15 protein-coding genes are annotated in these 13,918 nt (G+C 68.9%); 8 read left to right on the top strand and 7 right to left on the bottom strand.

Annotated elements, in window-relative coordinates; all coding sequences use genetic code 11:
* Positions 1 to 13: 13 nt before the first annotated feature.
* Genes ACEOAB_RS03970 through hisN form a run of 3 tightly spaced genes read right to left on the bottom strand, consistent with a single transcriptional unit; the run spans position 14 to position 1,953 of the window.
* The gene (locus ACEOAB_RS03970) at positions 14 to 940 is read right to left on the bottom strand and encodes an ROK family protein (protein WP_495653480.1); all 927 of its coding nucleotides are present in this window, start codon (positions 938 to 940) and stop codon (positions 14 to 16) included.
* 17 nt (positions 941 to 957) lie between these two features.
* Entirely contained in the window at positions 958 to 1,152 is a 195-nt protein-coding gene (locus ACEOAB_RS03965) for a DUF2905 domain-containing protein (protein ID WP_056509065.1), read from the bottom strand.
* A gap of 12 nt (positions 1,153 to 1,164) precedes the next feature.
* Positions 1,165 to 1,953, bottom strand: a complete 789-nt coding sequence (gene hisN, locus ACEOAB_RS03960; protein ID WP_413750134.1) for a histidinol-phosphatase — start codon at positions 1,951 to 1,953, stop codon at positions 1,165 to 1,167.
* Between the two features lie 113 nt (positions 1,954 to 2,066).
* Between hisN and ACEOAB_RS03955 the strand changes: the two genes are divergently transcribed.
* Positions 2,067 to 2,459 (top strand): DUF5329 family protein, encoded by a 393-nt coding sequence (locus tag ACEOAB_RS03955; protein ID WP_413750133.1) that lies wholly within the window; start codon positions 2,067 to 2,069, stop codon positions 2,457 to 2,459.
* Between the two features lie 28 nt (positions 2,460 to 2,487).
* On the opposite strand, the gene ACEOAB_RS03950 is transcribed toward ACEOAB_RS03955, so the two are convergent.
* The gene (locus ACEOAB_RS03950; protein WP_413750141.1) at positions 2,488 to 3,378 is read right to left on the bottom strand and encodes a TauD/TfdA dioxygenase family protein; all 891 of its coding nucleotides are present in this window, start codon (positions 3,376 to 3,378) and stop codon (positions 2,488 to 2,490) included.
* A gap of 663 nt (positions 3,379 to 4,041) precedes the next feature.
* Positions 4,042 to 5,181, bottom strand: coding sequence for a class I SAM-dependent methyltransferase (locus ACEOAB_RS03945; RefSeq protein ID WP_495653479.1), 1,140 nt, complete (start codon positions 5,179 to 5,181; stop codon positions 4,042 to 4,044).
* On the opposite strand from ACEOAB_RS03945, the gene ACEOAB_RS03940 reads away from it, so the two are divergent.
* Together ACEOAB_RS03940 and ACEOAB_RS03935 are read left to right on the top strand one after the other, a co-directional pair.
* Complete coding sequence (locus tag ACEOAB_RS03940; RefSeq protein ID WP_495653478.1) at positions 5,180 to 5,962, top strand: SDR family oxidoreductase; 783 nt, start codon at positions 5,180 to 5,182, stop codon at positions 5,960 to 5,962. The genes ACEOAB_RS03945 and ACEOAB_RS03940 overlap by 2 nt on opposite strands.
* 8 nt (positions 5,963 to 5,970) lie before the next feature.
* Positions 5,971 to 6,351 carry a dihydroneopterin aldolase gene (locus ACEOAB_RS03935; RefSeq protein WP_007831468.1) on the top strand — a complete coding sequence of 127 codons (381 nt, stop codon included), beginning with the start codon at positions 5,971 to 5,973 and terminating at the stop codon, positions 6,349 to 6,351.
* 17 nt (positions 6,352 to 6,368) lie between these two features.
* On the opposite strand, the gene ACEOAB_RS03930 is transcribed toward ACEOAB_RS03935, so the two are convergent.
* The gene (locus ACEOAB_RS03930; RefSeq protein WP_495653477.1) at positions 6,369 to 7,601 is read right to left on the bottom strand and encodes an MFS transporter; all 1,233 of its coding nucleotides are present in this window, start codon (positions 7,599 to 7,601) and stop codon (positions 6,369 to 6,371) included.
* A gap of 100 nt (positions 7,602 to 7,701) precedes the next feature.
* On the opposite strand from ACEOAB_RS03930, the gene ACEOAB_RS03925 reads away from it, so the two are divergent.
* From ACEOAB_RS03925 to ACEOAB_RS03910, 4 genes are all read left to right on the top strand, one after another.
* The gene (locus tag ACEOAB_RS03925) at positions 7,702 to 8,658 is read left to right on the top strand and encodes a LysR family transcriptional regulator (protein ID WP_413750684.1); all 957 of its coding nucleotides are present in this window, start codon (positions 7,702 to 7,704) and stop codon (positions 8,656 to 8,658) included.
* A gap of 75 nt (positions 8,659 to 8,733) precedes the next feature.
* Positions 8,734 to 9,678 carry a tRNA 2-thiocytidine(32) synthetase TtcA gene (ttcA, locus tag ACEOAB_RS03920; RefSeq protein ID WP_413750683.1) on the top strand — a complete coding sequence of 315 codons (945 nt, stop codon included), beginning with the start codon at positions 8,734 to 8,736 and terminating at the stop codon, positions 9,676 to 9,678.
* Positions 9,679 to 9,724: 46 nt separating this feature from the next.
* The gene (locus tag ACEOAB_RS03915; RefSeq protein WP_413750682.1) at positions 9,725 to 10,348 is read left to right on the top strand and encodes a DUF4136 domain-containing protein; all 624 of its coding nucleotides are present in this window, start codon (positions 9,725 to 9,727) and stop codon (positions 10,346 to 10,348) included.
* Positions 10,349 to 10,368: 20 nt separating this feature from the next.
* Positions 10,369 to 11,013, top strand: a complete 645-nt coding sequence (locus ACEOAB_RS03910; RefSeq protein WP_495653476.1) for a histidine phosphatase family protein — start codon at positions 10,369 to 10,371, stop codon at positions 11,011 to 11,013.
* 7 nt (positions 11,014 to 11,020) lie between these two features.
* Here the strand turns inward: ACEOAB_RS03910 and hmpA are convergent, their stop codons facing one another.
* Positions 11,021 to 12,217: an NO-inducible flavohemoprotein gene (gene hmpA, locus ACEOAB_RS03905; protein ID WP_413750681.1), complete on the bottom strand. Its 1,197-nt coding sequence runs from the start codon at positions 12,215 to 12,217 to the stop codon at positions 11,021 to 11,023.
* Positions 12,218 to 12,375: 158 nt separating this feature from the next.
* On the opposite strand from hmpA, the gene norR reads away from it, so the two are divergent.
* Entirely contained in the window at positions 12,376 to 13,917 is a 1,542-nt protein-coding gene (gene norR / locus ACEOAB_RS03900; RefSeq protein WP_495653475.1) for a nitric oxide reductase transcriptional regulator NorR, read from the top strand.
* Position 13,918: the final 1 nt, after the last annotated feature.

Here is a 13,918-nt window from a genome sequence, read left to right as displayed (position 1 = left end):
TGCGCGTGGCCGTTCAGTCGAGCAGCGCCAGCGCCGCGTAGTCGCCGACCTTGTCGCCCAGGCCGGCAGGCACGAGGCGCACGCCGTGCGTGAGCGGCAGCAGCTTGCCGTCGACCTGCGCCTGCAGCCTCGGCAGCAGAAAGTCGCGGTGGTGCCAGAACACGCTGCCGCCCAGGCTGATGCGCTGCAGGTCGAGCGTGGCGATCAGGTTGTAGAGCATGCGGCCCATCACGCGGCACAGCGCATCGACGATCTCGAGCGAATGCCGCTCGCCGCCAGCAGCCGAACTGAAAAGATCGGCCGCGGGCTGGCCGAAGCGCCGCGCGATGGAGTTACCGGCAATCAGCCCTTCGACGTCGCCGACATTGCCGCAGCCGCACAGCGCACCGCTGGCGTCGTCCACCACGAAACTGTGGCCGGCATGGCCGGCGTTGCCGTTCTTGCCGCGCAGCGCGCGGCCGTCCACGCACAGGCCGACGCCGACGCCGGTGCTCCAGGTGACGTAGGCGCAATCGTCCACGCCCTGGAGCGCCCCCCAATGACGCTCGGCCTCCAGCGCGGCCACGGCGTCGTTCTCGACCCGCACGCGAGCGAAGCGCTTTGCCAGCGGGGCCTCGATCAGCGCAGTCATCCAGGTGTTGGGCAGGCCGCGCGCCGGGCCGGCGATGCCGCCGCAGATGTTGGGCGTGGCCAGTTCGACCTTGCCGTCGCGCAACTCGAAAGGCCCGGCCGACGACACGCCCACGCGATCGATGCTCGCCGCATCGATGCCCTGCTGCGCACAGACCTCGTCGATCAACCGCATGATCAGCACCCCCACCGGATCGTTGTCGCCGGTCTTGGCGGTGGGCTCGCTGCGGCGGCCGATCAGCGGCGCGTCGCTCGAAGCGGAAAGGCTCACGGCCACCTTGGTGCCGCCGATGTCTACGCAGGCTCTCATTGCTGTTTGTCTCTTGTCTACAGAAGGCGCGCGACCAGCGCCGCGATCATGCTGAGCACCACCGTGCTCGCAATCGGCAGCTGCCATTCGCGGCCGAAGGCGCGGAACTCGAAATCGCCGGGCAGGCGTCCGAAGCCGAAGCGGCGCAGCCAGGCGGTCAGGCCGCTCATGAGCACCAGTGCCAGGACGACGACGATCAGCCAGCGGAACATAGGGACAACAGTCTAGGCCGAGAGAATGGCCATGGCTTGCCGGTGGAGTTCGGGCGTTGCCGCCGCGATCACCCGCCCGTCGGACTTCAGCCCCAGCGGCTGGCCCTGCCAGTCGGTGATGACGCCGCCCGCCGCCTCGATCAGCCCGGCCGGGCCGAGGTAGTCGTAGGGCTGCAGGCCGGTTTCGACCACGAGGTCGATGGTGCCGCCCGCCAGCTGGGCGTAGCCGTAGCAGTCGCCGCCGAAGCGGCGCATCGCGCATTGGCGGCTGAGCCTGTCGAAGGCGGCCCAGTCGGCCGGCGCGAAGATGTCGGGCGAGGTGGTGACGATGCGGGCCTTGGCCACGTCGGTGCAGCCGCTCGCGCGCACGGGCTGGCCGTCGCGCGTGGCACCCTTGCCCCCGTCCTTGGGGTTGTGGCCGATCCAGCGCTCCTCGAGCACCGGCATGTCGACCATGCCCAGCACCACGCGCCCGCCCTCCAGCACGCCGATCAGCGTGCCCCACAGCGGCGATCCGGTGATGAAGCTGCGCGTGCCGTCGATCGGGTCGAGCACCCAGATGCGCCCGGCGTCGAGCCGCTCGGGGCCATGCTCCTCGCCGTAGATGCCGTCGGCCGGCACGCGAGCGCCAAGGATCTCGCGCATGGCCGTCTCGGCCGCGCGGTCGGCCAGCGTGACGGGGCTTTCGTCGGCCTTGGTGATGATGTCCAGCGGCGTGCGGAAGTAGCGCATCGACTGCGCGGCCGCGGCATCGGCGAGTGCCTGGGCAATCGACGGGAGATCGGGGGTCGAGGAGCTCATGGGAGAGAGGAGTACACGTGCCAAAACTGCGATTAGACCCGAGCCGGGCCGGGTTTGACACGGCAGTGGCGCCAGCCCTAGCATGGCCCGGAAATTGCCAGGGAACACGACAAATGACTTCATTCAGATTCCTGCGGAGCGCGTTGCTCGCCCTCCTGCTCGGCGCTTCGGCCCTGCTGGCTCACGCCACCCCTTCCGCCACGGAGGAAAAGCTGATCGACACACTGATCCAGCGCGTCTCGAAGATGTCGGCCATGGTCTTCATGCGCAACGGCAGCGAATACAACGCCGCCGATGCCGCCAAGCACATGCAGGCGAAGTACGACCACTTCAAAAAGGAACTGGTGACGGCCGAAGACTTCATCGAGCGCTGCGCCTCGCGCTCGGAGATGACGGGGCAAGCCTACAAGGTGAAACTGACCGATGGCGTGGTGCGCGACGCCAACGAGTTTCTCAACGGCGAGCTGCGCGCGCTGCGGCAGGCCGCGAAGAAGACCGGCGGCTGAGGGCCTTGAAGTCGGTCCGCAAGAGAAATCAGAAAGGCGTGTCGCCGACGATGGTGGTGCGGTTGAGGCGGCGACGCAGGTGGTCGGGCGTACCTGCCGCGAGGTGCATCAGCGAGCGGTTGTCCCAGAACACGAGGTCGTGCGGCGCCCATTTGTGGCGATAGACGAACTCGGGTTTCACGCTGTGCGCGAACAGCTCGGCGAGCAAGGCATCGCTTTCGTCCTGCGGCAGATCCACGATGCGCGTCGTGAAATGTTCGCTGACGAACAGCGCCTTGCGGCCCGTCTCAGGGTGCGTGCGCACCACCGGCTGCACGGCGGGCGCGACCTGTTCGATCTGCGCTTGCGAGAGCTTGGGCCGCCAGGGGTTCTTGGCACGCAACTCCTCGTACTTGGCGAGGTAGCTGTGCTCTGCCTTCAACGGGAGGATGCGCCACTGCAGCTCGGGGCTCAGCGATTCCCATGCGAGATGCTGGTTGGCGAAGAGCGTGTCGCCGCCTTCGCTCGGCAGTTCCTGGGCATGCAGCAGGGAGCCCAGGCTGGGGTTGGGCTTGTACGAGATGTCGGAATGCCAGTAGACGCCCGCATCGCCGAGGCCGATGGGTTCGCCGTTCTCCTTGATGTTGGAGACGATGAGGATCTCGGGGTGGTTCTTCAGCTGGAACTGGTGCAGCACGTGGATTTCGAGCGGGCCGAAGCGGCGGCTGAAGTCGATGTGTTCTTGCGGGGTGATCTGCTGGTCGCGGAAGACCAGGACGTGGTGGTCGAGGTGGGCCTTGTGGAGGCGGGTGAAGTCTTCGGTGTTGATGGGCTTCGAGATGTCGAGGCCTACCACCTCGGCGCCGACCGGGGCATCGAAAGGGCGCACTTCGAAGTGCTGCGAAGGGGCATTTACCTCGCTGGTGGGGGCGGCAGTCATGCCGGGAATGTAGGGGGCGGGGTTTGGATCGCCAACGAACTCTTTGTTGCTAGCTTATGACTTTGAATTTTTGAGGGCGGGGGCCGGGTCTCGCCCCGGCGGGCGACTCACTTTCTTTTGCTTCGCCAAAAGAAAGTAAGCAAAGAAAAGGCGACCCTGCTGTCTGCGTCCCTCCGCTTCGCTACGGGCAACCTGCGGTGCTCGACTCCGGAGGGGGTCCGCAGAACTCGCTTCGCTCAAACAGCTGCGGCCCTGATCCCTCCTGCGTCTGCGCTCCTCGGCGCAGCCAGAAGGGATTTGGAACGCGCCGTCGCTGCGCTCGGCTCCGGAACAGCCAATACCAAAACCAAAAGCCAATACCAACCACCGCAGGCGCAAAGCGCCTGCGGTGGCTTGGTGGCCGAGCGAAGCAAAGGCCCGGGAGGGCTCCCCTCCCCTCTGGCTGCGCCGAGGAGCGCAGCGTTTCGCGGATCAGGGCTCGCAGCTGTTTGAGCGAAGCGAGTTCTGCGAGACCCCGCGAAACGCGAGCACCGCAGGTTGCCCGCAGCGAAGCGAAGGGTCGCAGACAGTGGGGTCGCCTTTCTTTTGCCTACTTTTCTTTGGCGAAGCAAAGAAAAGTAGGTCGCCCGCCGGGGCGAGTCCCGGCCCCGGGAAGCCAACCACTCAAAGCGTATGACTCCGATCCCCTTCGGCAAACCCCATCGCATCCCAATCCTCGCCGACGGCAAAGCCAATCACCTTGAACAACTCCCCCATCTCATGCTCATGGATCAGCCGCGCCGCCATCGCCCGCTCTGCGACGGACCCCGCTTCCATCCGCGCCAGCAACCCGCAGTTCAGCAGAAACCGCGCCTGGCTCGTGTAGCCCAGCACTTCGAGCCCCGCATCCTGCCCAGCCAACGCAATGCCGGTGAAGTCGACATGCGCGGTGATGTCCTTGTAGCCCACGTCGGCCAACGGGTCGCCATCGGCCTGGTGCGCGCGGTGGCACATCACCGTGCCCATGTGGCGCTGCGGGTGGTAGTACTCCGCCTCGGGAAAACCGTAGTCGATGAGAAAGGCCGCGCCCTTGCCGAGCCGGTCGGCCAGCGTGGCGATGAAGGCCCGCGCCTGCGGATGGATCTCGGTCAGGTAGTCGTGCTCGCCGGGCACCTCGACCGGCGGCCGCAGCTCGGTGACGCGATCGGACCAGGCCCAGCCGTCGCCTTGCGCATTGCGCACCACGCCCCGCTCGAACCACTGCCCACCCACACGCGCCAGCAGTTGCACGGGCATCGCATCGAGCACCTCGTTGCCGACCACCACGCCTTCCATCGAATCGGGCAGCTCGTTGAGCCATTCGACGCGGTCCGCATAGCGCACCAGCGCCTGCTGCTGCCGCTCGCGCAGCGTGCCCGACAGGTCGACGATGCGGTAGCGCACATCGCTGCGCCCCATCTCGTCGAGCGCATGCAGCAGCTGGACCGCGAGCGCCCCCGAGCCTGCGCCGAATTCCCACACCGTGTCGGTGCCCGTCTTCTCCAGCGCCTCGGCCACCTGCGCCGCCAGGGTCTGCCCGAACATCGGCGTCAACTCGGGCCCCGTCACGAAGTCGCTGCCAGACGAGGGCATGTGGCCGAACTTGGCCGAGGTGTTGGCGTAATAGCCCAGGCCCGGCGCGTACAGCGCGAGCGCCATGAAGCGGTCGAACCCGATCCACCCGCCCGCGCGCTCGACGGAGCGCGCGATGAGGTGGTCGAGGGCGGTGGGTAAACTGCTGGGGGTCGTCTTTGTCGTCACAGCGCCATTCTCCCCTCCTCGCATGAGCCCCGCCGCGCCCCCCTCCTCCGCTTCCCGCCGCACCGTCGTCGTCACCGGCGCGGGCCGCAGGCTGGGCCGCGAGATCGCGCTGGCGCTCGCGGCGGGCGGCTGGCAGGTGGCGGTGCACTACCGCAGTTCGCGCACCGAGGCCGAGCAGACGGTGGCCGACTGCGCCGCGCTCTCGGGCGATTCGGCACTCTTCGCGGCCGACCTCGAGGACGAGCAGGCCACGCGCGCCCTGCTGCCGCGCGTGGTCGCGCGCTTTCGCGGCGTCGATGCCGTGGTCCACAGCGCCGCGCTGTTCGAGCACGACGAGGCCGCCACCTTCAGCTACGCACTCATGGAGCGCCATGCGCGCAGCAACACCGGCGCGGCGATCCTGCTGGCGCATGCCCTGCACGAGCACCTGGCGGCCCGCGACGCGCAAGGCGCGGTGGTCCATCTGCTCGACCAGAAGCTCTGGAACCCGAACCCCGACTTCCTGAGCTACACGCTTTCCAAGGCCGCGCTCGAAGCCGCCACGCCGATGCTGGCGCTGGCCCTTGCACCGCGCGTGCGCGTGGTCGGCGTGGCGCCCGGCCTCACGCTGGCGAGCCACATGCTGGACGACGACAGGTTCGCGCAGCTGCACAAGCTGTCGCCGCTGGGCCGCTCCTCCACCCCGGACGACGTGGTCGCCACGGTGAAGTTCGCGCTGGAGAACCGCTCGATCACCGGCACCACGCTGCTGGTGGACGGCGGCCAGCACCTGATGAAATTCGAGCGCGATTTCTCGCTCATGTGAGCACCACCATGTCCATTCCCATGCCCGTGCAAGGCCGCCAGACACTCACCCTCCAGGGCCTGCGCTTCGACGCCAACCTGGGCATCCTCGAGCAGGAAAAGACGGCGCCGCAACCGATCCTGGTCGATGCCGAGCTCAGCCTCGGCCCGCAGCCGTTGCTGCCGCAGGACGACGACATCTTCCACGTGCTCGACTACCGCAAGGTGCGCCGCATCATCATCGAGGAGTGCACCGCCGAACACGTCAACCTGCTCGAAAGCCTGATCGGCAAGCTGGTGCAGCGCCTGCTGCAACTGCCCGGTGTGCTGGGCGTGCGCGTGAAGATCGCCAAGCTCGAAATCTTCGACGACTGCGAGGTGGCGATCCGCATGGAAGCCGGCGAGTGGTGAACCGCCGTCATCCGAACTCAGGCCGCTGAGCCGCAGGCTGCGGCAGCCTTCTTCCCGGAGCCAGCCGGCCACATGCGCACGGCCAGCGCGCCGAGCGCCGACAGCGAAGCCATCGCCGCCACGCCGGACCATCCCCACTGCGCCAGCACCAGGGCGCCAAGCGCGGAGCCGGTGGCCATGCCGACGAACACGCCCGTGAAGAACACCGCGTTGAGCCGGCTGCGCGCACCGGGGTCGATGCCGTAGACCACCGTCTGGTGCGCGATCAGCGCGGCCTGCAGGCCGAAGTCGAAACCGATGGCGGCGACCACGATCAGCCCCAGCCGCGCGGCGGGTGCCGCCAGCAGCGGCGCGAACAGCATCGCCGCGAACGAGACGGCGACCAGCGCGGCCCCCATGCGGATCACCAGCTCGGGGCCGCGACGGTCCGCAAGACGCCCGGCGATGGGCGCGGCCAACGCACCCGCCGCGCCGGCCAGCCCGAAGGCACCGGCGGCCGCACTGCCCAGGTGGAAGGGAGCGCCATGCAGCATCACGGCCAACGTCGACCAGAAAGCGCTGAAGCCCACCGACAGCAGGGCCTGCGCGAAGGTCGCGCGGCGCAGCGCGCCATGGCGCTTCCACAGCCCGGCCAGCGATCCCAGCAACGCGCCGTAGCCCAGGTGCGTGGTCGGACGCAGGCGCGGCAGCCCGCGCGCAGCAGCCACGCCGATGAGCGCGATGCTCACGGCCGCGACGACGAACATCGCGCGCCAGCCGAAGTGTTCGGCCACGAAGCCGGCGAGCACGCGCGACAGCAGGATGCCCAGCAGCAGCCCGGTCATCACCGTGCCGACGATCCGGCCGCGATGCGCCTCGGGCGCCAGCGTGGCGGCGGCGGGCACCACGTCCTGCGCCAGCGTTGCAGCCAGGCCGATGACGAGGCTGGCCATCAGCAGCGGCGCCACCGAGGGCGAGAACGCCGCGCCCAGCAGCGCGAGCACCAGCACCGAGGCCTTGGCGAGGATGATGCGGCGCCGGTCGAAGCGGTCGCCCAGCGGCGCGAGCAGCAGGATGCCCAGCGCGTAGCCGAGCTGCGTGAGCGTGGGCACGAAGCCCACGGAACGCGCCGAAGCGCCGATGTCGGGCCCGAGCACGCCCAGCATGGGCTGGCTGTAGTAGAGCGCGGCCACGCCGAAGCCTGCGCTGGCGGCCAGCAGCAGGATCAGCGAGCCCGGCAGCTTTTCATGCGTGTTTTGAATGGAAGACATGGTGTAAACCCTTGAATTCGAGAAGCGATGGCTGGAGTTTGCGGGCCGACCGCCTCTGAAGGTAGCCCTGAGCGTCGAACAATTGATATACGCTTGATGCATGGCAACGCCCCTTCCGCCGCCGCCGTCGGCCGATCGCATCGAACTGATGCAGACCTTCGTGCGCATCGTCGAGGCCGGCAGCCTGTCGGCTGCCGCCGCCCAGTTGGGCACCACCCAGCCCACCGTGAGCCGCCGCCTGCAGGCGCTCGAACGCTCGCTGGGCGTGCGGCTGCTGCAGCGCTCCACCCACGCGATGAAGCTCACCGAAGACGGCGAGCGCTGTTTCGACCGCGCCAAGGAGCTGATCCTGAGCTGGAGCGCCTTCGAGGCCGAGCTGCGCGGCGTAGGCGACCAGCCCGAGGGCCGGCTGCGCGTGGTGGCGCCGCATGCCTTCGGACAGCAGCTGCTGGTCGGCCCACTGGCGGCGTACCTGCAACGGCATCCGCAGGTGACGGTCGAATGGCTGCTGCACGACAGCCCGCACGACGAAACGCCCGACTTCATCGCCGAGGGTGTGGATTGCGCGATTCGCGTCGGCGAGGTGACGGACCCCAATGCCGTGGCGATCCGCCTCTTCGAGGTGCCGCGCATCGCGGTGGGGGCGCCCTCCCTCTTCGGCGCGGGTTCGCCGCCGCCAGTGCATGCCCGCGAGCTCGAAGCCCTGCCCTGGCTGGCCGCGCGCAATTTCTACCGGACCGAGGTCGTGTTCACGCACGAGGGCACGGGCGAGGTGTGCCGGGTGCCGATACGCCCGCGCATGATCACCGACAGCCTCTACGCGCTGCGCAGCGCGGCGGTGCTGGGCGTAGGCGTCGGGGTGTCCTCGGCCTGGATGCTGACCGAGGAGCTGGAGGCGGGCCGGCTGGTGCACCTGGCGCCCCAATGGCGCGCGACACCCGCGCCCGTGTACATCGTGTATCCGTACGCGCGCTTCTATCCAGCCAGGCTGCGGCTCTTCGTGGAGGCGATGCAGCAGGCCTTTCCGGAATCGCCGCTGGCTGCAGGCGGGCCGTAAACGGGCGGGATGGCAGGCGAAATGGGGATCGGGGACAATCACCCCCTTCCCCCGACTCCCCGAAGCAGCCTGCCCATGAACGCCGTCTGGATCGACGAGGCGCCCGCCGCCGCCGACACCGCCGCCTCCTCTCCCGCCAACTCCATGAAGATCGAGCGCGAGACGCACAAGCTCGAAAAGCGCCTGTGCCGAGAAGTCGGCAAAGCCATCGTCGACTACAACATGATCGAAGAGGGCGACAAGGTCATGGTATGCGTCTCGGGCGGCAAAGACAGCTACGCGCTGCTCGACATCCTGCTCAAGCTCAAGGCGCGCGCGCCGATTCACTTCGACATCGTCGCGGTCAATCTCGACCAGAAGCAGCCCGGCTTTCCCGAAGAGGTGCTGCCCAGGTATTTGAGCGACCTGGGCGTGGACTTCCACATCGAGAACCAGGACACCTACAGCATCGTCAAGCGCGTCATCCCAGAGGGCAAGACCACCTGCGGGCTGTGCAGCCGGCTGCGCCGCGGCATCCTCTACCGCGTGGCCGACGAGCTGGGCGCCACCAAGGTCGCGCTGGGCCACCACCGCGACGACATGCTGCAGACCTTCTTCCTCAACATGTTCTTCGCCGGCAAGCTCAAGAGCATGCCGCCCAAGCTGGTGAGCGACGACGGCAAGCACGTCGTGATCCGTCCGCTGGCCTACGTGGCCGAGAAGGACACGGTGCGCTGGGCCCAGCACCGCGAGTTCCCGATCATTCCGTGCACGCTGTGCGGCAGCCAGGAAAACCTGCAGCGCAAGCAGGTGGGCGAGATGCTGCGCGAGTGGGACAAGAAGTACCCCGGCCGCGTGGAGAACATGTTCACCGCGCTGCAGAACGTGGTGCCTTCGCACCTGCTCGACGGAACGCAGCATGACTTCAAGGGTCTGAAGGCGACAGGCGTGGCGGACGACGATGGCGACAAGGCCTTCGACCCGCCTTCCTTCGATTTGCTCTCCCAGGCACCTGCCGCCCTGCGCATCGTCCAGGGCTGAACGGGCAACCCAGGGGAATTTTGGGCTTCAGCGCCCGGAGACCCTCATGAAATCTGCGTTCTCGGCTCTTCTTCTTGCCGCAAGCCTGACGGGCTGCGTCACCTCCTGGGTGGTCGACAGCGACGTGAAGAGCTTTTCCTCCATCGGCACCGTGGCCCACGGCGCCACCTATCGCTTCGACCGCCTGCCCTCGCAGCAGGCCGACGGTGCGCGGCAGGAATCGCTCGAAGCCATGGCCGGCGCCGCGCTCGACAAGGTCGGCCTGCGCCGCGACGACGCCAGGCCCCAGTACACCGCGCAGATCGGCGCGCGCGTGACTGCCGGCCTCTCGCCCTGGGCCGATCCGTGGCTCTACAACGGTCCCTGGGGCTACGGCTACGGCGGCCATGGCTACTACGGCCGCCGCTGGTACGGCGGTGGCTGGTATGGCGGCCCGGTGTTCGCGCCGCCGGCCAACCCATGGTACGAGCGCGAGGTGAGCATCGTGCTGCGCGAGGCGGGCTCCAACCGTGTGGTGTACGAAACTCGCGCCCGGAACGACGGCCCCTACACCTCGAGCGCGGCGATCCTGCCGGTGATGTTCCAGGCCGCGCTGCAGGGCTTCCCGAACCCGCCGCAGGGCGAGCGCCGGGTCAACATCGAGCTGCCGACGGCGCAGGCCCGGAAGTAGCGCCTTCTAGAATTCCCCGAATGGAAGAAGCCACCCGCCTGATCGCCGTTCGCCACGGCGAAACCGCCTGGAACGTCGACACCCGCATCCAGGGTCAGCTCGACATCGGGCTCAACGCCACGGGCGTCTGGCAGGCACAGCGCGCCGGCAGTGCGCTGGCCGACGAGCCCATCGGCGTCGTCTATGCCAGCGACCTCTCGCGCGCCTGGCAGACCGCCGAGGAAATCGCCAGGCCCCACGGCCTGGCCGTGCAACCCGAACCGCGCCTGCGCGAACGGGCGTTCGGACATTTCGAGGGCCTGAGCTTCGCCGAGATCGAGGCCACCCTGCCCGTGCAGGCCAGGCTCTGGCGCGAACGCGATCCCGAATTCGAGCCCGAGGGCGGCGAAAGCCTGCTGGCGTTCCGCGACCGCGTGAGGGGCGTGGCCGCGGTGGTGGCGGCGCGCCATCCGGGCGAACTGGTCGTGCTGGTCGCACACGGCGGGGTGATGGACGTGCTCTACCGCGCAGCCACCCGCCAGGAACTGCAGGCGCCGCGCACCTGGCAACTGGGCAATGCCGCAATCAACCGCATGCTTTGGACGCCGGAAGGTTTCAGCCTCGTGGGTTGGAGCGACACCGCTCATCTCGCGACGGACACCCCGCTCGACGAAACCACGAGCTGAGGCATGCTCAGGCCGCGCGCAGTTCTTCCAGCGGCCCGAAGAACTCGTAGTGGATCTGCTGCGCAGGCACGCCCAGCGTCAGGCCGTTCGCGTACACGGCCTGCATGAAGGGCTTCGGCCCGAGGAAGTAGAAGTCCACGTCGCGGTCGGCCGGCAGGGCCTTTGCGAGCAGTTCCTTCGTCACGAAGCCGGTCGCGTGCGGGCGGTCCGCATCGCGCGGGGTGTCGTACACGTACAGCGCTTCCACGTTGGCGTGCGCTGCCGCCAGCGCATCGACGCGTTCGCGGAAGGCATGCACGCCGCCGTGGCGCGCAGCGTGGATGAAGCGGATCGGCCGGCCCGTGGGCGCGGCGGCCTCGAGCATGCTCATCGCGGGCGTGATGCCCACGCCGCCCGTCACCAGCACCAGCGGCCGGCCCTGCGCTTGCGCGGGCGCGGGCTTCAGCACGAAATCGCCGCAGGGCGGCAGCACCTCGACCACGGTGCCGACCGCGGCCTGCACATGCAGCCAGTTCGAGACCCGCCCGCCCTGCTCCTGCTTGACGCTGATGCGGTACCACGGCTTGCCCGGCGCGTCCGACAGCGAGTAGTTGCGCCGCACCGTCTCGCCGTCGATGGCCAGCACCAGCGTGAGGTACTGGCCCGGCGTGAACGCGAGCAGCAGGCCGCCGTCCTCGGGCTCCAGGTACAGCGAGAGGATGAGTTCGCTCTCGGCCTCGCGGCGCGCGACACGAAAGCGGCGCACGCCGCGCCAGCCGCCCGGCTGCTGTTCGTTGGCGCGGTAGACCTCTTCTTCGGCGGCGATCAGCATGCCGGCCAGCGCCTGGTAGGCCTCGCCCCACGCGGCGATGATCTCGTCCGTCGCCACCTCGCCCAGCACTTCGCGGATGGACTGCAGCAGGCAGCGCCCGACGATCGGGTAGTGCTCGGGCAGCACGCCGAGCGCCGCGTGCTTCTGGATGATCCGCGGCAGCGCGCCGGACAGGGCCTCCAGCCGGTCGATGTGCGCCGCGAAGGCCAGCACGGCCCCCGCGAGCGCGCGTGCCTGCGTGCCGCTGGCCTGGTGCGCTTCGTTGAAGAAAGCCTTCACCTCGGGATGGTTCGTGAACATGAGCCGGTAGAAGTGGGCGGTGATCGCCTCCCCTTGCGTCTGCAGCAGGGGAACGGTGGCCTTGACGAGAGAAATGGTGCGGTCGGTGAACATGAGGGATGCAATGGGAAAGTATGTGGGAGCCCTTTTCCAGTCATGAACCGTGCCAGCCGCCGCACCGGCGCAAGTCCTTGTTTTTCAAACTCTTTTCTTGAGCCAGGTCAAACCGACAACAAAAATTGGTTGTCAAATCGACACTCATGAGTGCAGAAATGACCACATTCGAGGAGCCGGGGCTTCCCAGCGAGAGCGAACGCTTCCGCGCCCTCCTGGAGGCCGTGCGCGAGTTCGTGCGCTGCGATGCGGCCGCGCTGCTGCGGCTGGAAGACGGCGCGCTGCGCGCCGTCGCGGTCGACGGTCTCAGCGACGAGACGCTGGGGCGCCGCTTCACGGTGGCCGCGCACCCGCGCTTCGAGCGCCTGCTCGAGAGCCCGGCCGGGCTGCGCTTTCCGCCCGGCTGCGAGCTGCCCGACCCCTACGATGGGCTGGTGTCGGGCCAGCCCGAGATTCTTCCGGTGCACGACTGCATGGGCGCGCCGTTGCGCCTGCGTGGCGCGCTCTGGGGCCTGCTCACGCTCGATGCGCTCGAAGCCTCCACCTTCGACGCGGTCGACCCGGCGCGGATGGAGGCGCTGGTGCGGCTGGTCGAATCGGGCATCGAGGCGGCGCAGGCCATCCGCGACATGGCCCGGCGCGCCGCCCAGGAGCAGGCGCTCGCGCAGGCCTGGCAGTCCAGCCGCAGCCCCACGCGCGAGCTGCTGGGCACCAGCGCGGCCATGCAGCAGCTGCGCCGCGAGATCGACACCGTGGGCGCCTCGGACCTCACGGTGCTGCTGCTCGGCGAAACGGGCGTGGGCAAAGACCTGGTGGCGCAGCGCCTGCATGCGCGCTCGCGCCGCCATGCGCAGCCGCTGGTGCAGGTGAATTGCGCGGCGCTGCCCGAGACGCTGGCCGACAGCGAACTCTTCGGCCATCGCAAGGGCGCCTTCACCGGCGCCATCCAGGACCGCACCGGCAAATTCGAGCTTGCCGACGGCGGCACGCTGTTCCTGGACGAAGTGGGCGAACTGCCGCTCACGGTGCAGGCCAAGTTGCTGCGCGTGCTGCAGGGCGGCGAGTTGCAGCGCCCCGGCAGCGACCGCACGCTGCGGGTCGACGTGCGGGTCATCGCCGCGACCAACCGCGACCTGCCCGCCGCCATCGCGCAGGGGCGCTTTCGCGCGGACCTGTACCACCGGCTGTCGGTCTACCCGCTGGTGGTGCCGCCGCTGCGCGCGCGGGGCCGCGACGTTCTGGCGCTGGCAGGCGGCTTCCTGGAAGAGAACCAGCACCGCCTGGGCGCACGCAACCTGCGGCTGTCGCCGGGCGCGCGGGCCGCGCTGCTGGCGCATCCCTGGCCCGGCAATGTGCGGGAACTCGAGCACGCGATCAGCCGCGCCGCGCTGCGTGCGTACCGCGAACACGGGCGCGCCGCGCGCTGGGTGGCCATCGAGCCCCGGCACCTGCTGCTGGAAGAAACGATCGCCCCGGTCGCGCCGACGGACGCTGTACCGGCCGCCGCCGTCGGCTTGCCCGCAGCCGCGGCGGCCACGCTGCGGGACGCCACCGAGGCCTTCCAGCGCGACTGGCTGACCGCCTGCCTGGACCGCCACGGCGGCAACCTCAGTCGCGCGGCGGCGCAGGCCGGCATGGACCGGAGCAACTTTCACCGCCTGCTGCGCAAGTTGGGCATCCGCCCGCGGCAGCCCGGCTGAG

The sequence above is a fragment of the Variovorax sp. Varisp53 genome (assembly GCF_059491555.1).
This window is presented reverse-complemented; position numbering and strand designations above follow the sequence as displayed.